Source organism: Pseudomonas sp. Leaf48, assembly GCF_001421885.1.
In the GTDB taxonomy this organism is placed as follows: Bacteria; Pseudomonadota; Gammaproteobacteria; order Pseudomonadales; family Pseudomonadaceae; genus Aquipseudomonas.
On the sequence record NZ_LMLH01000006.1, the window covers coordinates 16,144 to 38,195 of the forward strand.

Consider the following 22,052-nt stretch of genomic DNA (forward strand, 5'->3'; position numbering starts at 1 on the left):
TAGTACATTCCTTGTGAGGGTTTTCCGTTTTTATACTCGGACAACACCCTCGGGAGTTGGGATGTGGAAAAGTCGGAGCTGTTGCTTAACGGTATTTGCCTTACTCGTCAGTGTGGCGGGGACTTGTCCAGGCGGCTTAAATGGAATTGCGCCAAGGCGTTAATCAAGGACGGTGATTCAATTCAAACTCACCGGGCGAATACCTGCGCTCGACGCGGTGCCGTACTAGCTGTTCGCCATCTTTTGCAGCAGGTGCAACACGAAGCATCTTGGCAGCGAATGTTAATTCGTTCGCCAGCGCACCTGCAGCCGGCCATAAGGCGAGGGGAATAATTAGCTTAAAGAGCAGATCAGGAACACAGGCATTTAAAAAACACGCCCAGAAGTTTTTTGTACATGTTTGTTCTATTAACCCTGTTCCGTACCGAGCACCACCCAATGACGAGTAGAGCTCTGAAGTAGATCTCTGGACCCTGTTTTTTGGTTGGTCTTCGCGATGTACTAACTAGTTGGAGATAACATGGATATTTCCGCAAAAGCCATCCCTCTCAATCAGCCTGCGACCGCAGGTTCATTCCAGGGCGTGACCGATGGACTGACTGTCACCGAACCCAGTCGCGTATTTCTGAATCTACGGCCCGCTGACATTTCCTCATACAGCCGTGAAGGCGCAGACTTGATCGTCGTCACCGGTGGAGAGTCGTTGCGTATCGTCGGCTTTTATCAGGATAAAGCCGATAGCCAGCTTTACCTGAAGGATGACGAAGGCAACATGTTGCTGGCCGACCTGTCGCCGGCCGCGAGTGGCGGTGCGGTATTCGCTCAGTACACCCCGCAGGCGGAGGCCTCACCTTTTGAGTCCCTGACTGGCGCCGCCGCTGAGGATGACGATGGCTTGGCGGGATGGGCTTTGTTCGGGGCCGGAGCGGTAGCCCTCGCCGCCGGACTCAGTTCGGGCGGCGGAGGCGGCGGAGGCGGGGACGATGCACCGCCACCTGCCACGAGCGTGCCCGATACCACGCCTCCGGGCACGCCGACCGCCAGCTTCAATGCAGACGGCAGTGTCATCAGCGGTACAGCTGAGCCGGGTAGCACGGTGGGTGTCGATTTGAATGGTGATGGCACCAGTGATCTCACCACCGTAGTCGGCTCGGATGGCAATTACAGTATTCCCCTGACTCCACCACTGGCCAACGGCGAGACAGTGAACGTGGTTGCGATCGATCCGGCAGGCAATGTCAGCCCGCCCGCCAGCGCCAACGCTCCGGATACCACGCCGCCAGCCATTGCGCAGATCAATGGATTTAACGATGACGTGGGTAGTGTGACGGGCAATCTGGCCGATGGCGCTTCCACGGACGATACAATGCCCACGCTGACCGGCAGGGGGGATGTCGGCACTACCGTGCGTGTCTATGTTGACGATACATTGCTGGGCACAGCTTTAGTCGACTCCAACGGCGATTGGAGTTTCACCCCGACAGCGCCTTTGGGCGCGGGCGTGCATCATTTCGAAGTCACCAGCGTGGATGCGGCGGGTAACGAGTCGCTCGAAAGTGCGCCGTACTCCATCACCATCGACACTACGGCTCCGACCGCACCCGTGGTCAATCCCACCAATGGCACGCTGCTCGCAGGCAGTGGCGAACCCTTGAGTACCATCGCTATCGACGTCAACGGCGACGGCGTGGCTGATTACAGTGTCGCCGCCGATGCCGCCGGAAACTGGTCGGTAATACCAGTGCCGGCCCTGGGTGATGGTACTGCTATCAGCGTCACGGCCACCGATGCCGCCGGCAATACCAGCAGCCCCACCGGCGTGGTGGTGGACGCTGACCTGGTCGACAGTATCGCGCCTAGCGCCCCGCTGATCAGTGCGATCATGGACGATGTCGGCAGCGCAACCGGCTCCGTGGCCAACGGCGGCAGCACCGATGACAATTTGCCAACGCTCATGGGTACCGCCGAGGCAGGCAGTACCGTGCACATCTTCCTCGCCGGCGTGTTGCTCGACAGTGTGGTTGCTGATGCGGTCGGTGCCTGGAGCTATACGCTGACGACACCCTTGGCGAACGCTAGCTACAGTTTTACCGCGACCAGCCAGGACGCGGCGAGCAATGAGTCGGTATCCAGCGCGCCTTACGTGATTACTGTCCAGCATGATCTCAGCGCTGGCGGGTTGTCTGGCAGCGATGCGCCGATCCTGGCGATTCCCGAAGCCGGGGGCGGCGGCATCAATGCCGCCGAACTGGCCAATGGCATTCAGGCGGTAGTCGGGCTGGCCACTGGCACCCAGGTGGGTGATGTCATCACCATCACCACCAACGATGGCACCAGCGACTTAGTCACCACCCACACCGTGACCCAGGCCGATCTCACGAACGGTATCGTCGTGGTGACCCTGACCGGCACCTACGCCGATGGTCACTACACAAGCAGCGCCGTGATCAGCGACTCGGCCGGCAACAGCTCGGCGCCGTCCAGCACGCTGCAGTTCAGCGTCGATGCCACCAGCCCTGGCGGGGTGACGGGCACCGATGCTCCGACCGTGGCAATTGCCGAGGCCGCAGGCGGCATCAATTCTGCCGAACTGGCCGACGGCATCCAGGCGGTGGTCGGGTTGACTCCCGGTACCCAGGTGGGTGATGTCATCACCCTCACCGCCAATGATGGCACCAACGACGTTGTCACCAGCCACACCGTGACCCAGGCCGACCTCACGGCCGGCAACGTTGCGCTGACCCTGGCGGGCACCTACGCCGATGGCAACTACAGTATCAGCGCCGTGATCAGCGATGCGGCCGGCAACAGCTCGGCGCCGTCCAGCCCACTGCTGTTCAGCGTCGATGCAACCAGCCCTGGCGGGGTGGCGGGCAACGATGCTCCTACCGTGACTATTGCCGAGGCCGGAGGTGGTGGCATCAATGCCGCCGAACTGGCCGATGGCATTCAGGCGGTGGTCGGGCTCACTCCTGGCACTCAGGCAGGTGATGTGATCACCCTCACCGCCAATGATGGCACCAGCGACTTCGTGACCAGCTACACGGTGACCCAGGCCGACCTCACGGCGGGCAACGTGGCGGTGACCCTGGCCGGTAGCTACGCCGATGGCGACTACAGTATCAGCGCCGTGATCAGCGACGCGGCCGGCAATAGCTCGGCACCGTCCAGCCCACTGCTGTTCAGCGTCGATGCCACCAGCCCAGGAGGGGTGACGGGCAGCGATGCTCCGACCGTGGCGATTGCCGAGGCTCTCAATGGCATTGATGCCGCCGAACTGGCCGATGGCATTCAGGCGGTGGTCGGGTTGACTCCCGGTACCCAGGTGGGTGACGTGATCACCCTCACTGCCAACGATGGCACCAGCAACTTCGTCACCACCCACACCGTGATCCAGGCTGACCTCACGGCCGGCAACGTCGCGGTGACCCTGGCGGGCACCTACGCCGATGGCGACTACAGCATCCGCGCCGTGATCAGCGATGCGGCTGGCAACAGCTCGGCGCCATCCAGCCCACTGCTGTTCACGGTTGATGCCTTCCAACCTGGCGGGGTGACGGGCACCGATGCCCCGACCCTGGCGATTGCCGAGGCCGCCGGCGGCATCAATGCCGGCGAACTGGCCGATGGCATCCAGACTGTGGTCGGGTTGACCCCCGACACCCAGGCGGGTGATGTGATAACCATCACCGTCAATGATGGCACCAGCGATTTCATCACTACCCACACCGTGACCCTGGCCGAGCTCACGGCCGGCAGCGCCGCGGTGACGCTGGCGGGCACCTACGCCGATGGTGACTACACAACCAGCGCCGTGATNGATGGCATTCAGGCAGTGGTCGGGYTGACCSCCGACACCCAGGAAGGTGACGTGATCACCATCACCGCCAACGATGGTACCAACGACTTTGTCACCACTCACACGGTGACCTTGGCCGAGCTCACGGCCGGCAGCGCCGCGGTGACGCTGGCGGGCACCTACGCTGATGGCGACTACACAACCAGCGCCGTGATCAGCGACGCGGCCGGCAACGTCTCGGCTGCGTCCAGCCCACTGCTGTTCAGCGTCGATGCCACCAGCCCTGGCGGGGTGACGGGCAACGATGCCCCGACCCTGGCGATTGCCGAAGCCGCGGGAGGCATCAATGCCGGCGAACTGGCCGATGGCATTCAGGCAGTGGTCGGGTTGACCCCCGACACCCAGGAAGGTGATGTAATCACCATCACCGCCAACGATGGCATCAATAACTTTTTCACCACTCACACGGTGACCCTGGCCGAGCTCACGGCCGGCACCGCCGCGGTGACGCTGGCGGGCACCTACGCTGATGGCGACTACACAACCAGCGCCGTGATCAGCGACGCGGCCGGTAACGTATCGGCTGCGTCCAGCCCGCTGCTGTTCAGCGTCGATGCCACCAGCCCTGGCGGGGTGACGGGCAMCGATGCCCCGACCCTGGCGATTGCCGAAGCCGCGGGAGGCATCAATGCCGGCGAACTGGCCGATGGCATTCAGGCAGTGGTCGGGTCCGACACCCAGGAAGGTGACGTGATCACCATCACCGCCAACGATGGTACCAACGACTTTGTCACCACTCACACGGTGACCCTGGCCGAGCTCACGGCCGGCACCGCGGCGGTGACCCTGGCCGGTAGCTACGCTGATGGCGACTACACAACCAGCGCCGTGATCAGCGACGCGGCCGGCAACGTCTCGGCTGCGTCCAGCCCACTGCTGTTCAGCGTCGATGCCACCTGGCGATTGCCGAAGCCGCGGGAGGCATCAATGCCGGCGAACTGGCCGATGGCATTCAGGCAGTGGTCGGGTTGACCCCCGACACCCAGGAAGGTGAYGTGATCACCATCACCGCCAACGATGGCATCAATAACTTTGTCACCACCCACACCGTGACCCTGGCCGAGCTCACGGCCGGCAGCGCCGCGGTGACGCTGGCGGGCACCTACGCCGATGGTGACTACACAACCAGCGCCGTGATNACCCACACCGTGACCCTGGCCGAGCTCACGGCCGGCAGCGCCGCGGTGACGCTGGCGGGCACCTACGCCGATGGTGACTACACAACCAGCGCCGTGATCAGCGACGCGGCCGGCAACGTCTCGGCTGCGTCCAGCCCGCTGCTGTTCAGCGTCGATGCCACCAGCCCTGGCGGTGTGACGGGCACCGATTCCCCGACCCTGGCGATTGCCGAAGCCGCGGGAGGTATCAATGCCGGCGAACTGGCCGATGGCATTCAGGCAGTGGTCGGGCTGACCGCCGACACCCAGGAAGGTGACGTGATCACCATCACCGCCAACGATGGTACCAACGACTTTGTCACCACTCACACGGTGACCCTNCCGATGGCATTCAGGCAGTGGTCGGGCTGACCGCCGACACCCAGGAAGGTGACGTGATCACCATCACCGCCAACGATGGTACCAACGACTTTGTCACCACCCACACCGTGACCCTGGCCGAGCTCACGGCCGGCAGCGCCGCGGTGACGCTGGCGGGCACCTACGCTGACGGCGACTACACAACCAGCGCCGTGATCAGCGACGCGGCCGGCAACAGCTCGGCGCCGTCCAACCCGCTGCTGTTCAGCGTCGATGCCACCAGCCCTGGCGGGGTGACGGGCACCGATGCCCCGACCCTGGCGATTGCCGAAGCCGCAGGAGGCATCAATGCCGGCGAACTGGCCGATGGCATTCAGGCAGTGGTCGGGCTGACCGCCGACACCCAGGAAGGTGACGTGATCACCATCACCGCCAACGATGGTACCAACGACTTTGTCACCACTCCGACACCCAGGAAGGTGACGTGATCACCATCACCGCCAACGATGGTACCAACGACTTTGTCACCACTCACACGGTGACCCTGGCCGAGCTCACGGCCGGCAGCGCCGCAGTGACGCTGGCGGGCACCTACGCTGATGGCGACTACACATCCAGCGCCGTGATCAGCGACGCCGCGGGAAACAGCTCGGCGCCGTCCAGCTCACTGCCATTTACCGTCGATGCCACCAGCCCTGGTGGGGCGACGGGCACCGCTGCCCCGACCCTGGCGATTGCCGAAGCCGCCGGCGGCATCAATGCCGCCGAACTGGCCAATGGCATCCAGGCGGTGGTCGGGCTGACCCCCGGCACCCAGTTGGATGACGTGATCACCATCACCGCCAACGATGGCACCAACGACTTCGTCACCACCCACACCGTGACCCAGGCCGAACTCACGGCGGGCACCGCCGCGGTGACCTTGGCGGGCACCTACGCCGATGGTGACTACACATCCCGCGCCGTGATCAGTGACGCGGCCGGCAACAGCTCCGCCCCGTCGAACACCCTGCCGTTCCGGGTTGAGGCGGTCAACGTTGCACCTAATGCTCAGGCAGACAATACAGCTCTGCTTGGCCTGATAGGCGCTGACGCGCTGAACCTGATTGACTTGAGTTCGCAGGCGTTCAGGGCGGTGGACCGTGATGGCAACCTGACAAGTGTCGTGGTGACGTCTGGCGCGACGCTGGCCTTGGCTGCGCTGCAGCTTGTTGCCTCAAATGCTCTGGCAGCGGAACTGGGGCTGCAGGTCAATATTGTCAACAATCCGGGGCTCTTGGGTATTATTGCACCCACATCGACGCTGACCATTACTGCAATCGACGGCGGAGTCATCGACAACCAATCGATCAACGAACTGCTGGCTACTGTGCACTACGGGCAAGATGTGAGTGTGCTGGCGGCTACTGTTCTCAGTGGCAGCGTCATCACGGCCACGGATAGCAACGGCTTGTCGTCGTCCTCAGGACTGGGCGTGTTGGCGGATGCCGATATTCTCAACTCTCAAGGTGACACCAGGATCCAGGAGGGCACGTCGGCCAACGACACGCTGACCGGGACATTGGCAGCCGACCGCCTGTATGGCCACGCTGGCAACGATACCTTGTCGGGTGGCGACGGCAATGACCTGTTGAGAGGCGGCATTGGCGATGACACGCTCAATGGCGATGCCGGGAATGATCTGCTGATAGGGGGGGGCGGTCAGGACACCTTCAATGGCGGAATCGGCAACGACACGATGGTGGTTTCCGATATCACCTTCACCTCTGTGGACGGCGGCGTCGGATTCGATACCCTGGCGCTGGACGGGATTAGCATCAACTTCGATAACCCGGGCCTTGGCACTGTCAGCAATATCGAGAAAATCGACATGGGTACCGGCGATGCTGGCACCACCCTGACCCTGACCGACGCGGCGGTAGACAGCCTGACTGATGCGGATAACCAGCTGTATATCAGCGGGGACGTCTTTGACACCCTGAACATCAGCGGTGCCGTGGCCACCGGCGTGCAAACCACGGTCGGCGATACCACCTATTCGCAATACACATTAGGTGTGAACGATTTGCAGGTAGACACCCATCTGCAGGTGATCGTCTGACGGCGCCGGGCGGAAAGGGGGCTGTCCGGTCGTTCGCCCGGACAGTACTCACCGCTTTGCGTCCACTGTGCCAGTCCCCACAAAGGCCGGGTTTCCTGCCTTTGTGGGGGGCTTGCCTGGTTCTACAGGGACTGCCGCAGATGGCAACCGCGATCACACTAACCGATGCCGTTCACCTGGGCCTGGCCGCGCACCCCGAAGTACGCTCGGCCATGGCCGAGGTGAACAGGGCATCAACCGATCTGGATATGAGCAAGAACGGGTATTACCCGAAGGTGGATGCATCGGCTGGACCGGAGGACGGCATGTTCGGAGACATGGGCTACGACCTCACGGTTTCGCAACGGCTGTATGACTGGGGGAGGGTCGAGAGCCAGGTCGACACCGCTTCGGCAAAATTGCGTGAGCAGACGGAGAGCCTGTTGGTGGTCCGCGAGGATGCCGCGCTGGACATTTGCGAAATCTATCTGGATGTACTCACGACGGAGCAACGGCTCGACGCTGTGCGCAGCCATATTGCTCGTCTGGGCAAGCTCGGTGACCTGATTCGTGAACGTGCCAGCGCGGGATATACCGACAGTGGCGAGGAGAGCCGGGCCAACCTTGAACTGGCCCGGGCCCAGGAGCAATTGCTGATTGAAAAGGGCGCCCTGCAGGATGCCGAACAGCAATACCGACAGTTGATCGGGGGACCAGCGGCCGGCCTGGAACAGCCTGGCGACGATTCATTTTCCGCCCATCTAATTGGAGCGGGAGACCTGGACAATGCCATTGCTCAATCACCGCTGTATCGCAAGGCCAAACAGAAGCAAGCGGTTGAGGAAGCGAAGGTGCGCGAAGCGGATGCATCGATGTTTCCCCAACTGAACCTGGAAGGTTCGCTGTTGCGGCGTGAGCTCGGCGGGCAACTGACCAGTGATTCGGTCATCGCCCTGCGTATTCGCATGGACACCATCGCCGGGCTCTCCATTTTTCAGCGGCCCGCCGCAGCCCGCCAGAGTCTTGAGGCGGCTGAATGGAACGTGGACACCATGCGCCGCGATATCCGGCGCAAAGTGTCGTCATTGGTTGAGAACGAATCCACCGTGAAATGGCGTGAGCAGTCGCTTCGTGAACAGATCAAGCATGCCAAGGAGGTCGATGCCGTTTATCAGGATCAATTTGTCGTCGGCCTTCGCGACATGACCGACATGCTGACCATTGAGCATGAGCGTTTCGAAGCGGAGCGTCAGCTCATCAACCTGCAAAGTGAACACAAGCGCGTGCAATACCGTGCAGCGGCCCAGTTGGGCCTGCTGGTTCCTCTGCTGGAAGAACGATTGCCACCGAGGGGTACTTCATGATTGAAGCCATCGAAAGGGACACCCCTGAAATCCAGGCCAAGGCAGCGCCCTCGTTTAGTCAGGATCCGCTGCGTGACGGGCTGGTGTTGCTGTGTCGCCAGTTTGGCCGGGCGGCCAGCATCGCCGAACTCGGCGAGGGCCTGGCACTGGAAAAGGGCCGGTTGCCGCTGAAACTGGCACCCCGGGCCTTGCGCCGGCTTGGGTTGACCGCACGGGTGCTGGAGGTTCCGTTGATGGCCATCAGCCCAACGTTGCTGCCGGTGTTGCTGCAATTGCGCGATGGGCAAAGCGTCATCCTTGTCGAGCGCCAGGGCGAGGAGGTCACTGTGCTCGATGCGTCCAGCGGCGGGGGTCAGCGGACCCTGTCTCTGCTGGAACTGGAGGCGCAGTACAGTGGCTCGGCATTGTTCGCCCGGCCGCAGTATCGCCCGAATGGTCGCGCTGGAAACTATGCCAGCGAGCCTGCCGAACATTGGCTCAAGGCACCCCTGAAGGCTTGCTGGCGGGCCTATGCGGCGACCGGCGCCGCGGCCCTGATGACCAATCTGCTGGCTATTTCCTCTGCGCTGTTCGCCATGCAGGTCTATGATCGGGTGGTGCCCAATGACGCCTTTGATACCTTGTGGATCCTGGCCAGCGGTGTAGTGCTGGCGATGCTGCTGGAGTTCGTGCTGCGCAGCCTGCGCGCGCACATTCTGGACGTCACGGGCAAGCGCCTGGACGTGCATCTATCCTCGGTTCTGTTCAATCAGGTACTGCAGATTCGACTGCAATCGAAACCCGCATCGGTGGGCGCCTTCAGCACTCAGATCCGCGAATTCGAGTCCGTGCGCGAATTCTTCACCTCGAGTACAGCAGCGGCCATCAGTGACCTGCCATTCGTTTTCCTGTTTCTGCTGGCGATCGTTCTGATTGGCGGCTCTGTCGTCTGGGTGCCGTTGTTGGCGATCCTGCTGATGTTGTTGCCGGGCCTGCTGGCGCAGAAAAAACTCGCTCAGTTGTCGCGCCAGAATCTGCGGGAAGGGGCGGTGAAGAACGGCGTATTGCTCGAAGCCATCGAAAACCTGGAAACAGTCAAGGCGAGCCGTGCCGAAGGTCGCTTGTTGAACCAATGGGAAATGCTCACCGCAGAACTCTCCCAGTCGGCGGTGACCTCGCGCAGTTTGACCGCGGTGCTCAGCCATGGAGCGCTGTTGATCCAGCAGCTGGGCTACGTCGGCGTACTGATCGTGGGCGTCTACCAGATCAGCAACGGTGAAATGACGATCGGCGCCTTGATTGCCAGCTCGCTGCTGGCCGCACGGGCAATCGCCCCCATGGGCCAGATGGCGGGCCTGCTCGCGCGATGGCAGCATGTCAAGGTCGCTATGGAGGGCCTCGACGGATTGATGAATGCCCCTACCGAGCGACCGGCAGGCAGGCGCTTCGCTCACGTGGAGCGTCTGCAAGGCCACTACAGCATCGAGAAATTGCAGATGCGCTACCACGCGGAAGGACTGCCGGCGCTGGATATCCCGCAACTGCAGATCAAGCCGGGCGAGCATGTGGCCTTGCTGGGTGGTAACGGTTCGGGCAAATCGACGCTGCTGCGCTTGTTGTCCGGGTTGACCACGGCCGACCAGGGAAGCGTACTGCTCGACCATCTGAGCATCGGCCAGATCGACCCGAGCGGATTACGCCAGAACATTGGCTACTTGCCCCAGGACACGGTGCTGTTTTACGGCACATTACGTGAAAACCTGACCCCGGATAACGCCGATCAAAGTGACGAAGAATTATTCGCAGTCCTGGATGGTGTTGGCCTGGGCACCTTCGTGCGTGGACACCCCCTGGGGCTCGACATGTTGCTGGAGGGCAGCGCCAGTGTTTCGGGGGGGCAGCGCCAGGCCATTGGGTTGACCCGGCTGCTGCTTCAGGATCCGCCAATTGTGCTGCTCGATGAGCCGACCGCCGCGTTCGACCAGGAAAGCGAAGCTCATGTCATTCGCTACTTGCAGGGCTGGCTGGATGGACGCACGTTGATCCTCTCCACCCATAAGCGTGCGCTGCTGGTGTTGACCGAGCGAGCATTGGTGCTGCGCCAGGGCAAGCTGATCATGGATGGTCCGCTGAGCAGTGTTGTCAGTGGCAACCAGGTAAACGTCACTAAGGACGTCGTATGAGAACTCATACTCGCGCGGAATTTAAGCTGTTGCGTTCGCTTGGCGACTCACAGGTGGCCATGGAGAGTCCGACCGCCTGGTTAATCTTTTGGACCTGTCTGTTAAGCATGGTGGGGTTTGTCGTCTGGGCGGCCTGGGCCGAACTGGACGTAGTGACGCGTGGTGATGGACGCATCGTGCCCCACAGCCGGATCCAGAAAATCCAGAGCCTTGAGGGCGGGATTCTCGGGCAGTTGATGGTGCATGAAGGTGACTTGGTCGAGGCAGGGCAGTTGCTGGTCAAGTTGGACAATACCCGTTTCCATTCCGCCTACATGGAGAGCAAGAGCCAGGCCGAGGCACTGTCGGCGGCCATTGCCCGTCTGGAAGCAGAGACCCTGACCCAGGACACCATCAGTTTCCCGCCAGGTCTTTCCAGCAACAGCGCTTTCATGGCGAGTGAGCGCGCCCTGTTCAAGGCGCGGCGTGACACCTATCAGCAAGCGGTGCACTCGCTCAAATCGGAGCTGGAACTGGCGCGCCGACAGTTTCGTCTGATCGAACCGCTGGTGCACAAACGTGCAGCCAGTGAAATGGAGGCGTTGCGCTTGAGCAAGGAAATCGCCTCGCTGAACGGCAAACTGACCGAGGTCGCCAACGCCTATTTCCAGGATGCTTATACCGAGCTGTCGTCGAAAAAAGCGGAACTCAACGCACTTGACCAGACGCTGTTGCAGCGTGAAGACCAGTTGCGTCGTACCGAGGTGCGTTCCCCGGTCAACGGACGGGTCAACGACATCATGATCACTACTCGCGGTGGCGTTATCCAGCCCGGCGAGGCGATCATGGACGTGATCCCGGTCGACGACAAACTGCTGGTCGAGGCGAAAGTCAAACCCCGCGATGTTGCCTTTCTGGTCCCGGGGATGCCCGCGCGGGTCAAGATCACCGCGTATGACTATACGGTATACGGCGACCTTTCCGGCACTCTGGAGCAGATCAGCGCAGACACCATCGAGGAAGACACCCCACGCGGTAAGGAGGCTTTCTACAAGATACTCGTGAAGACCGATTCCAGTGATCTGCGCAAAGGGGAGGATGTTCTGCCGATCAAACCCGGCATGGTTGCCGAAGTGGATGTACAGAGCGGAAAGCGAACCGTGCTCAATTACCTGTTAAGGCCATTGCTCAAGGCTCGCTTGTATTAGATTTTTCGGCCGTTGTAGCGTCAACGGGCGATCAAGGCGATTGAGGAAGGGGGGGGCATGCCGCCCAACGCATTCTGATCGCCGAGACCTGCGTCGAGACGCTGTTGGATTCTCGAAGGTGAGATCCAGGCCACGGAGTCAAATTATGACAAACATGCCAAATGCCAATTGCTTCATCGACAGCGAACACGACGGCCTGCTGGAAATGTGCCGTGATCTGGGCGACTACGTGAGCATGGGAGAAGTGGTCGCCCGTGTTCACGACGTTACCCAGAGCGGCGTCGCGCCGGCGGAATATCGCACAGCCCGCAGCGGCCGGCTGGCGGCGCGCCACGTTCCGGGGCTGGTGCAGTGCGGCGATATCATTGCAGTCATTGCCGATGTATTGCCCTGACCGAGCACCACTGTGTGAGCAGCCAATGAACGTCGCTTGTACGGTTTCCACCGTTCGTCCATTGCACTGCACTTGCGATGTCTTTGCGAAGTCTGAACTTCATGCACGGATATCCCGCGCCTCTGAATGGAGAGTCAGCATGGACATTGATGAGAATGCGCCTGGGAACATCTCTCAGCAGGCCGTAACACGCACGACGGATAACGAAGCAGGTCACGACCCTGCACGGCCTGAAGCTGCGTCAAAGACGCGCGAAGATAGCCCTGATCGCGGTGAATCCGGGGCGGGGAATGACCGGGATTCGCCAGTTGTCACTGAGCCACAAACCGATACGGCGCCCAATAATCCCAAGCCGGATCCCGCCGCCAAAGAAAACGCCTACAGCCCTGACTTCAAATCCGAACCTGAGCATAAGCCGGTTCAAGACGCTGATATCGATACTCCGGGCGGTTAGTCGCAGGCCGGCGCCCCGCATTTGTCAGGGGCTTCGACTGTCCAGAACGCTCGAAACCCATTGATCTCGCCCGTTCGTCCCAACTTCCCCCACACTAGCGTCTGGGTTTGGCGGGCAATTGCACGGGCTTGCCCACCTGTTTTCACTCGACCTGACAGCCTTTTGCATCGGGTATGACCAGGTCGTTTCGTGGCCATGATAGGCAGAGAACAACCCAACCTGAAGATGGCGACAGGCAGAAATCGACCGATTCTGTTGAAAAAGTCGGCCATGGTTTGCGCAACTGAAAAGTATGCATCCGAGATTGAAATCTTTACTTTCAGCAACGGTCTCCAAACGCGGATTTCACGTAGCAGCGTGTACAAAAGGCGTTTTCACCGGTCAATGACCAGGCAGTTTTGGATGACCGACTTTTTCAACAGAATCGGCCGATTGCAGTCACTCCGGCGCCATTATCACCGCTAGCGTCATCTTGATGAACTCTTCGTTCTTGTCGATGGCTTCCAGGGCGCCACGCACATTGTCGGCGACGTCCGCCGATCCTTGCTGCTCGACCCAGTTAGAAAGCTCCATGATGGCGGCTTCGAGGGCGAGTTGGTTTTCATTGAGTTTGAACAGGAGGGAAGGGAGCAGGTCAGAATTTGGCATCGCGAAATCCTCCGTGGAGATTTCAGCGTAGCAGTGGTCAATCATAAAAGAGGGGATGGTACGGTCGGCAGGACGCCGAGGGGGGGCCGAAAAGGCGTGGGAGCTTTTTCGGGGATTCGCTAATTTCGGTTTGGCTCTGTAAGGCACCGTTTGCAGCGAGCGCCAGTAGAAAACTCAGCAAATGCTGGCTTTGTGCCCGTTTTCAAGCATGGGGTGCTAGTGCGCTGAGGCCTGCTGACGATCAAGGTCACCGGTGAATCATGCCTCTGATTGCGCTGTGATGGTCAGTCGGCAAAACGTCGGGGGAGGGACGTGAAATCAGCCTGAGTTCTGGAACACTTCCATAATAGTTATGGAACACCTCGTGCATCACGGTACTTGGCTACAAACCCCAGAAACGACAAAGCCCTGAATAATCAGGGCTTTGTCGGTACAAATATGGCGGAGGCGATGGGATTCGAACTCATGGACCTGTTACAGTCGACGGTTTTCAAGACCGTTGCCTTAAACCACTCGGCCACACCTCCGTTGCGTTGCGGGCGCCATAATACCTGAATGAAACACACTGTCAAACTCTCTGCATAGCTAGTTTCAAGGTGTCTGTTATGATCTTTGCGACTGAACGTTTCAAACCAACAGGAGTGTCGCCATGCGCGAACAGGATTACGCAGTTAATAACAGCGTGCAGGCTGAGCAGCTAGAGGTTAGCCGCGTCCTGCGCAACACATACGGCTTGCTCGCCCTGACGCTCGCATTCAGCGGCGTAATGGCCTACGTGGCGCAGCAGATGCGTGTTGGCTACCCGAACATTTTCGTGGTGCTGATCGGCTTCTACGGCCTTTTTTTCCTCACCAACAAACTCCGTGATTCGGCCTGGGGCCTGGTGTCTGCCTTTGCCCTGACCGGTTTCATGGGTTTCCTGCTCGGCCCGATCCTCAACCGTTACCTGGGAATGCAGGGCGGCGCTGAAGTGGTCAGCTCGGCTTTCGCGATGACGGCGCTGGTGTTCGGTGGCCTGTCGGCTTATGTGCTGATCAGCCGCAAGGACATGAGCTTCCTCAGTGGTTTCATCACCGCGGGCTTCTTCGTGCTGCTGGGTGCGACGGTGGCGAGCTTCTTCTTCCAGATCAGCGGCCTGCAACTGGCGATCAGCGCAGGTTTCGTGCTGTTTTCCTCGGTCTGCATCCTGTACCAGACCAGCGCCATCATCCATGGCGGCGAGCGCAACTACATCATGGCGACCATCAGCCTGTATGTATCGATCTACAACCTGTTCATCAGCCTGTTGCAGCTGTTCGGCATCATGGGCCGCGATGATTGATCGAAGGCCTTGAGTAAAAAACCCGCTCCGGCGGGTTTTTTATTGCCTCAAATGCTGGTCAGTTAATGACAATGCTGCCATCGGCCTGCTGACGGTAGATGGTGTAGGGCAGCAGCAAGGTATCGAACGCGCCGGAGATGACCACATCGATCAGCACGATGGCAGGAGCAAAGGTGTGGTTTTGTGGATCCAGCCCTGTTCCCAGCGGCGCATTCAAACTGCAAAAATCGTAGGTCACACCGCTGTAGATTCGTGGAACTGCGCCACAGTAGCTTTTTTGCTCCTTGAGGCTTTTGACCGCCACGTCGTCGCCGCGCACGACCGTTTGAACGGTGCCGCACCCTGCAAGCAATAGCGTCGCCAACAGCAGTAGCTGAATTTTCATAACGCCTGTCCTTAGCCGAAAAACAAGTAATCTACGCCGATTCGCTGCAAACAGCACTCATGCCATTGGCGGCAGCCGGCGTTTGACCGGGGTCTTCTTGACGATTGCGGTATTGGTTTCGGCGTGGGTGTTGAGGCGATCGAGCAGGGTGTCCAGTTGTTCCATCGAGCGCACGTGCAAGCGCGCGATGAAGCAGTCGTCGCCGGTGACCTTGTCGCACTCGGTGAATTCAGGGATGGCCTGGATCTGCCGTTCCACTTCCTGCAGCTGACCCGGCAGCGGGCGAATCCGCACGATGGCCTGGAGTTGATAGCCGAAGCATTTCGGGTCGATTTCAACGGTGTAGCCCTTGAGCACACCCCGTTCTTCGAGCCGGCGCAGGCGCTCGGCAACGCTGGGCGAGGACAGGCCGCTGATGTTCGCCAAGGCCTTGAGCGAGCGGCGCGAGTCTTCCATCAACGCCTTGATCAGCACCTGGTCGATGTCGTCGGTCATGGCAAAGCCCCTGTAAGGCAGTTAATTGAAAGTGCCTTTATAAAAAAGGCAGAAGCCGAGTTTAGCCTGCTTTTTGCGCTGGAGAAGCCCCCGAGTGGCTTGGCATACTTTGCGCTCAAACACAGGAGTCTGATGATGGACAAAACAATACGTCGCGGCTCGTTCGAGATGACCGCCGCCATGCTCATCTCCGGGACCATCGGCTGGTTCGTGCTGGTGTCCGGGCAACCGGTACTGGACGTGGTGTTCTGGCGTTGCCTGTTCGGCGCCGGCACCTTGTTGCTGATCTGCGCAGCCTTCGGCTTTCTGCGCCCGGGCATCCTGACCCGCACCACCTTCCTGCTGGCGGTGCTCAGTGGCGTGGCGATTGTCGGCAACTGGGTGCTGTTGTTTGCCTCCTATTCCCGCGCCTCGATTGCCATCGGCACGGCGGTCTACAACGTCCAGCCGTTCATGCTGGTGGGCCTGGCCGCATTGTTCCTCAACGAAAAAATCACCCTGCAGAAACTGTTCTGGCTGGGCATTTCGTTTCTCGGGATGCTGGCGATTGTCAGCGCCCATGGCGGGCAGGGCGAGAGCGGTAATGATTACCTGATGGGGATCGCCCTGGCATTGGGCGCTGCATTGCTTTATGCCATTGCCGCGTTGATCATCAAGCGCCTGATCGGTACGCCGCCGCACCTGATCGCGTTGATCCAGGTCTGCACCGGGGTGCTGATGCTCGCACCGTTCGCGCACTTTTCAGCGTTGCCGCAAGCGCCGAGTGCCTGGGCCAGTCTGGTGACGCTGGGCATCTTCCATACCGGGGTGATGTACGTGTTGCTGTATGGCGCGATTCAAAAACTGCCGACGGCACTGACCGGCGCGTTGTCGTTTATCTACCCGATCGCGGCGATTTTTGTCGACTGGTTTGCCTTTGGCCATCGCCTGCAAGCGCTGCAGTGGATTGGCGTGGCTGCGATTCTGCTGGCTGCTGCGGGCATGCAACAGGGCTGGGGCTTCAAGCCGCGCAAGCTGGTGGCGCAATAAGTCAGATGTTCCAGCATGGCGCGGTCCTGGCCTGGTGCTGTGTATCTCGCCGATACCGGCGTCAGCCTGGCTGGGCGATAGCGCCGGTACGGGACCGGCGCTGTACCGATGGTTGACGTACGCTGCCCTTAGAAGATGTAGTCAGTCGTCAGAAAACTCGAACTGCGTCCGCTGATGATCTCGCTGATCAGGTCTTTGTTGGTTTCCTGGAACTTGGTGGCGACCAGTGTCCGGATCGAAAACACCCGCAACGCATCATGCACCGACAATGTGCCCTCGGCCGAGTTCTTGCGGCCGTTGAACGGGTAGGTGTCGGGACCGCGCTGGCATTGCGCATTGAGGTTGATGCGCCCGACCTGATTGGCGAAGGTGTCGACCAGCCGGCCGACCGCTACCGGGTTGGTACCGAAAATACTCAACTGCTGGCCGAAGTCCGATTCCAGGACGTAATCGATTACCGTGTCCAGATGGCGATACGGCACGATCGGGATCACCGGGCCGAATTGTTCTTCCTGGTAGACGCGCATTTGCGGGGTCACCGGGTACAGCACAGCCGGGTAGAAGAACGAGGCGCGGGCCTGGCCGCCGTTGGGGTTGACCACCCGGGCGCCTTTGCTTTCAGCGTCCGCCACCAGAGCATGCAGGTAATCGACCTTGCCCGACTCCGGCAGTGGTGTCAGTGCCACGCCGCTGTCCCACGGCATGCCGGGTTTGAGGCTGGCGAGTCTGGCGTTGAATTTGTCGATGAAGGCTTCGACCACGTCTTCATGGACGAAGAGAATTTTCAGCGCGGTGCAGCGCTGGCCGTTGAACGACAACGAGCCGGTCACCGCTTCGCTCACGGCGTTGTCCAGATCAACCTCCGGCAGGATGATGCCGGGGTTTTTTGCGTCCAGGCCCAGGGCCGCACGCAAGCGGTGAGGCTTGGGGTGCAGTTTTTTCAGGTCGCTGGCGGCTTTGTTGGTGCCAATAAACGCGAAGATGTCGATCTTGCCGCTGGCCATCAGCGCGCTGACGGTCTCGCGACCGCTGCCATAGATCACGTTGATCACCCCGGTCGGGAAGCTGTCGCGGAACGCTTCCAGCAACGGGCGAATCAGCAGCACGCCGAGCTTGGCCGGTTTGAACACCACGGTGTTGCCCATGATCAGCGCCGGGATCAGCGTGGTGAAGGTTTCGTTGAGCGGGTAGTTGTAGGGGCCCATGCACAGGGCGACGCCCAGCGGCACGCGGCGGATCTGGCCGAGGGTGTCCTGTTCCAGCTCGAAGCGGCTGGAACGGCGGTCGAGTTCCTTGAGGGCATTGATGGTGTCGACGATGTAATCGCAGGTGCGGTCGAACTCTTTTTCCGAGTCCTTGAGGTTCTTGCCGATCTCCCACATCAGCAACTTCACCACCGCCTCGCGCTGTTCGCGCATGCGACCCAGAAAGGTTTCGACGTGCTGAATGCGTTCGGCCACCCGCATGGTCGGCCACAAGCCCTGACCTCTGTCATAAGCTCGCACGGCGGCGTCCAGGGCGGTCAATGCGGTCTCGGCATCCAACAGGGGCGTGCTGCCCAGGATCACTTGCTCATCGCCATCCGCGCCGCTCAGGTAAACCGGGCTGCGCACCTGTGCCAGGGGGCCGTTCCAGATCTTCAACTGGCCATCGACCAGGTACTCGCGCTGTTCGGTCTGGCCGTCGAGGCGGTACTTTTCCGGGATGCCGTCGTGGCTCGGGAACAGGTTGTCGAGAATGTTGGCTGTGGTCATGTCGCTAGCCTCTCTGGATTTAAAAAATGCGCTGATGAAACGTTTTAGCAGACCTCGACCTCGCTTGTCATGATTCATCTCAGGGTTTTGCTCGGCAACGTGACAGAGTGCGGACTTTGCGGTGCGTTCGGTCATGGCCTCAGAAGCCCCCCTTGTTGGCCCCCAATGCCCTCAACCGGCGTGCGCCGGTGCCTTAGTGTTGACCTCTCCTTGATCACAAGAAAAACAGGTGTACCCGGCTGGCCGGGCGCCACATGAGAGGACAGCTATGCGGGCATTCCGATTCATTGAAAAGCCTAGCCTTTGTTTGGCCCTGGTGGGCTGCGTCTGCGCCTTCCTGCTTGCGGGGTGTGGCCAGGAGCCGAAAAACCCTACCACTTCTGCAGAAGCTGCCACTGCCACTGCCAGGCCCGCCGACGCCGAACTGGCGCAGGTCTATGACAACAGTTGCAAGCTCTGCCACGCCAACCCGGCAGCCGGTGCGCCGCTGACCGGCGACAAGAACGCCTGGCAGCCACGGCTATTGCAGGGCGCCGACACGCTGCTCGATCACGCGATCAACGGCTACAACGGCATGCCGCCGATGGGCATGTGCATGCAGTGCTCGCAGGAGCAGTTCCTGGCGCTGATTGCCTTTATGTCCGGCCAGCCACTCCAACAATAACAACGACAGGGAGCGATTCATGACGATGGACTTAACACGGCGTCAGTTATTGCAACGGGCAAGTGTCATTGGTGCCTTTACCGCGCTCGGCTCCACGCCGGCGTTGGCCGAACTGCTGCGCGCGCCGCGGCTGATTCCCTGGCGCAACTGGTCGGGTGGCCAGAGTTGCCTGCCGGCGGCGCGGCTGGCGCCAAAGAACCTGGATGAACTGACCCAGGTGGTGCGCCAGGCCCCCGGCAAGATTCGCCCGGTAGGCTCGGCGCATTCCTTCAGCGCGCTGGTGCCCACCGACGGCACATTGCTGTCGCTGAGTTACTTCACCGGCTTGCTCGATCACGACGCGAAAACCCTGCAAGCCGAGTTCGCCGCCGGTACGCCGATGTCGCGCATGGGCACACCGCTCAAGGACATCGGCCAGGCCCTGCACAACATGGCCGACATCGACTATCAGACCCTCGCCGGGGCCATTTCCACCTCGACCCACGGCACCGGGAAAAACTTCCAGTCCTATTCGGCCCATGTCTGCGGCCTGCAACTGGTTACCGCCACTGGCGAGGTACTGGACTGCGACAGCACGCGACATCCAGAGGTGTTCAACGCGGCGCGGGTGTCCCTCGGTGCGCTTGGGGTGGCCACGAAGATCCGTCTGCAAAACCGCCCGGCTTATCGCTTGAGAGAGCGGCAGTGGATCGCCAAAACCGAAGAGTTGCTGGAGGACCTGGACAAGAACACCCGGGAAAACCAGCACTGGGAAATGCTCGTGGTGACCCATTCCGACTACGCCTTGTCGATTGCCCTCAACGAAACCAGTGACCCGGCGACACCGCCGATCCCGGCGGATGAGGAGGGCGGCAACGAGTTCGTCACCCTGATCGAAAAAATCGACAAGTACGGCAGCGACTTCCCGGACCTGCGCCGCACCATGCTCAATAACCTGCGCCACCTCGCCAGTTTCGACGACCGGGTCGGTGACTCATTCGACATCTACGCCAACGTGCGCACGGTACGCTTCAACGAAATGGAGTATTCAGTGCCGGCCGAATATGGCCCGGCGTGCCTGCGCGAGATTCTCAAGCTGATTCAGGACAAGGACCTGCGCACCTGGTTTCCGATCGAGTACCGCTACGTCAAGGCCGATGACATTCCCTTGAGCATGTTCGAGGGCCGTGACAGTTGCTCGATTTCGGTCCACCAGCACTATCAGATGGACCATCACAATTTCTTCGCTGCGGTCGAGCCGATTTTCTGGAAGTACAACGGCCGGCCCCATTGGGGCAAGTTGCATACCCTCAATGCAAAAAATCTGCAGCCACTGTATCCGCGCTGGCAGGAGTTCATCGAGGTGCGGCAGGCGCTGGACCCCAGTGGCAAGTTTCTCAATGGGCATTTGTCATCGATTCTGGGGGTGAGCTGATGGCGGTCAATCGGCGCAATTTCCTGATCGGGACAGTGGGCGTGGGTGCGTTGCTGGCGGGAGTCGGGGTGTGGCTGCGGCCGGGTGATAGAGGCGCGCCCTACAGTGATTATTTTCGCGCGCTCAACCGCGAACTCAAGGACCACGGGCCGATGCGGCCGGTGATGCTGATCGATCTCGACCGGCTGGATCACAACATTGATGTGGTGATGCAATCGGTCAAGCGTGGTGGCAAGCATCTACGCCTGGTGGAGAAGTCGCTGCCGGCGCCGGGGCTGTTGAGCTACATCGGCAAGCGCGCCGGCACCCAGCGGCTGATGTCGTTTCATCAACCGTTTCTGAACCATGATGCGGCGCTGTATCCCGAGTCTGACATCCTGTTGGGCAAGCCGCTGCCGGTGCGTTCGGCCGAGTTGTTCTATCAGTCGCACAAGGGGGCTTTTGACCCTTCGAAGCAACTGCAATGGCTGCTCGATACGCCGCAACGCTTGCAGCAATACCTGGCGCTGGCGCAGGGGTTGGGTACGCGACTGCGCATCAACATCGAGCTGGATGTCGGGCTGCATCGCGGCGGTGTCAGCGATGTGGCAGTACTCGGGCAGATGCTCGCGCTGATCAGCCAGCACCCACAGCACCTGGAGTTCGCCGGATTTATGGGGTATGACCCGTTCGTGGGCATGGGCGTGCCGGGGATACTCGGCTCCTCTGAAGAGTTGTTCGCCAGGGTGATGGTGATTTACAACCGCTGCGTCGACTTCACCCGTCAGCAATACCCCGGACTATGGCACGAAGGGCTGACCCTCAACACCGCCGGTAGCCCGAGCTATCGCATGCACGAGCATGAACAGCTCAGCAGTGAAGTCTCGGTGGGCACGGCAATGCTCAAGCCTACGCACTATGATTTGCCGTCCCTGGTGGAACATGTGCCGGCGGCGTACATCGCCACGCCGGTGTTGAAAAGCACCGGGGCGGTGAACATTCCGGCGCTGGATGAGAAGTCCAGGCTGTTTTCCTGGTGGGATACCAATCAGCGCGAGACGTTTTTCATTTATGGCGGTAACTGGATGGCGGAGTTTGAATCGCCGGCTGGGTTGCAGAGTAACGGAGTGTATGGCCGCAGCTCGAACCAGGAAATGGTGAATGGTTCGGCGGCGGTAGGGCTTGGGATTGAGGACCAGGTGTTTTTACGGCCTACCCAGACTGAGTCGGTGCTGTTGCAGTTTGGCGATTTACTGGCGGTTCGGGGTGGGCGGATTGTGGATAGCTGGCCGGTGTATTCCTGAAGGTATTTTGGCGCTTGTTCTGACGCCTTCGCGAGCAAGCCCGCTCCCACATTTGACCGAGTCCTGGCAGGGGGAGTGCGG

16 protein-coding genes, 1 tRNA gene and 1 pseudogene are annotated in these 22,052 nt (G+C 60.5%); 13 read left to right on the plus strand and 5 right to left on the minus strand.

Translation table 11 applies throughout. The features are described from left to right. Positions 1-520 precede the first annotated feature (520 nt). The 8 genes and pseudogenes from ASE98_RS27680 to ASE98_RS06510 form a co-directional block, all read left to right on the plus strand. The coding region (locus ASE98_RS27680; protein WP_442962698.1) for an Ig-like domain-containing protein at positions 521-3,819 on the plus strand (3,299 nt) is incomplete at its 3' end. Positions 3,820-5,375: 1,556 nt separating this feature from the next. Beyond that, positions 5,376-5,825, plus strand: a complete 450-nt coding sequence (locus ASE98_RS27685) for an Ig-like domain-containing protein (protein ID WP_060540562.1) — start codon at positions 5,376-5,378, stop codon at positions 5,823-5,825. Continuing rightward, complete coding sequence (locus ASE98_RS27535; RefSeq protein ID WP_060540563.1) at positions 5,822-7,438, plus strand: Ig-like domain-containing protein; 1,617 nt, start codon at positions 5,822-5,824, stop codon at positions 7,436-7,438. The genes ASE98_RS27685 and ASE98_RS27535 overlap by 4 nt, the downstream gene beginning before the upstream one ends. Positions 7,439-7,578: 140 nt before the next feature. After that, positions 7,579-8,781, plus strand: a complete 1,203-nt coding sequence (locus ASE98_RS06490; RefSeq protein ID WP_082457485.1) for a TolC family protein — start codon at positions 7,579-7,581, stop codon at positions 8,779-8,781. After that, positions 8,778-10,943, plus strand: a complete 2,166-nt coding sequence (locus ASE98_RS06495) for a type I secretion system permease/ATPase (RefSeq protein WP_082457486.1) — start codon at positions 8,778-8,780, stop codon at positions 10,941-10,943. The genes ASE98_RS06490 and ASE98_RS06495 overlap by 4 nt, the downstream gene beginning before the upstream one ends. Next, a complete protein-coding gene (locus ASE98_RS06500) occupies positions 10,940-12,130 on the plus strand; it encodes an HlyD family efflux transporter periplasmic adaptor subunit (protein ID WP_082457487.1) in 1,191 nt (396 codons plus the stop codon). Before ASE98_RS06495 ends, ASE98_RS06500 begins: the two co-directional genes overlap by 4 nt. A gap of 108 nt (positions 12,131-12,238) precedes the next feature. Further along, a pseudogene (locus ASE98_RS06505) lies at positions 12,239-12,524 on the plus strand (N-alpha-acetyl diaminobutyric acid deacetylase DoeB); the annotation flags it as partial. Between the two features lie 139 nt (positions 12,525-12,663). After that, on the plus strand, positions 12,664-12,978 hold the full coding sequence (locus ASE98_RS06510; RefSeq protein ID WP_060540566.1) for a hypothetical protein: 315 nt from the start codon (positions 12,664-12,666) through the stop codon (positions 12,976-12,978). A 438-nt stretch (positions 12,979-13,416) separates the two neighbouring features. On the opposite strand, the gene ASE98_RS06515 is transcribed toward ASE98_RS06510, so the two are convergent. Together ASE98_RS06515 and ASE98_RS06520 are read right to left on the minus strand one after the other, a co-directional pair. Continuing rightward, positions 13,417-13,626 (minus strand): hypothetical protein, encoded by a 210-nt coding sequence (locus ASE98_RS06515; RefSeq protein ID WP_060540567.1) that lies wholly within the window; start codon positions 13,624-13,626, stop codon positions 13,417-13,419. Between the two features lie 439 nt (positions 13,627-14,065). Continuing rightward, positions 14,066-14,153, minus strand: a tRNA-Ser gene (locus ASE98_RS06520). Between the two features lie 122 nt (positions 14,154-14,275). Here ASE98_RS06520 and ASE98_RS06525 point away from each other — a divergent pair. Continuing rightward, positions 14,276-14,947, plus strand: coding sequence for a Bax inhibitor-1/YccA family protein (locus ASE98_RS06525; protein WP_060540568.1), 672 nt, complete (start codon positions 14,276-14,278; stop codon positions 14,945-14,947). A gap of 58 nt (positions 14,948-15,005) precedes the next feature. On the opposite strand, the gene ASE98_RS06530 is transcribed toward ASE98_RS06525, so the two are convergent. Further along, positions 15,006-15,332 carry a YceK/YidQ family lipoprotein gene (locus ASE98_RS06530; RefSeq protein WP_060540569.1) on the minus strand — a complete coding sequence of 109 codons (327 nt, stop codon included), beginning with the start codon at positions 15,330-15,332 and terminating at the stop codon, positions 15,006-15,008. 57 nt (positions 15,333-15,389) lie between these two features. After that, positions 15,390-15,827 (minus strand): Lrp/AsnC family transcriptional regulator, encoded by a 438-nt coding sequence (locus tag ASE98_RS06535; protein WP_060540570.1) that lies wholly within the window; start codon positions 15,825-15,827, stop codon positions 15,390-15,392. 135 nt (positions 15,828-15,962) lie between these two features. On the opposite strand from ASE98_RS06535, the gene ASE98_RS06540 reads away from it, so the two are divergent. After that, entirely contained in the window at positions 15,963-16,856 is an 894-nt protein-coding gene (locus ASE98_RS06540; protein ID WP_060540571.1) for a DMT family transporter, read from the plus strand. 128 nt (positions 16,857-16,984) lie between these two features. Here the strand turns inward: ASE98_RS06540 and ASE98_RS06545 are convergent, their stop codons facing one another. Then, positions 16,985-18,610 (minus strand): NADP-dependent glyceraldehyde-3-phosphate dehydrogenase, encoded by a 1,626-nt coding sequence (locus tag ASE98_RS06545; protein WP_060540572.1) that lies wholly within the window; start codon positions 18,608-18,610, stop codon positions 16,985-16,987. 268 nt (positions 18,611-18,878) lie between these two features. Between ASE98_RS06545 and ASE98_RS06550 the strand changes: the two genes are divergently transcribed. The 3 genes from ASE98_RS06550 to ASE98_RS06560 all read left to right on the plus strand — a co-directional run bounded on the left by ASE98_RS06550 (position 18,879) and on the right by ASE98_RS06560 (position 21,971). Further along, the gene (locus ASE98_RS06550; protein WP_060540573.1) at positions 18,879-19,274 is read left to right on the plus strand and encodes a c-type cytochrome; all 396 of its coding nucleotides are present in this window, start codon (positions 18,879-18,881) and stop codon (positions 19,272-19,274) included. Between the two features lie 19 nt (positions 19,275-19,293). After that, entirely contained in the window at positions 19,294-20,688 is a 1,395-nt protein-coding gene (locus tag ASE98_RS06555) for a D-arabinono-1,4-lactone oxidase (protein ID WP_060540574.1), read from the plus strand. 74 nt (positions 20,689-20,762) lie between these two features. Then, positions 20,763-21,971, plus strand: a complete 1,209-nt coding sequence (locus tag ASE98_RS06560; RefSeq protein ID WP_162237385.1) for a DSD1 family PLP-dependent enzyme — start codon at positions 20,763-20,765, stop codon at positions 21,969-21,971. Positions 21,972-22,052 lie beyond the last annotated feature (81 nt).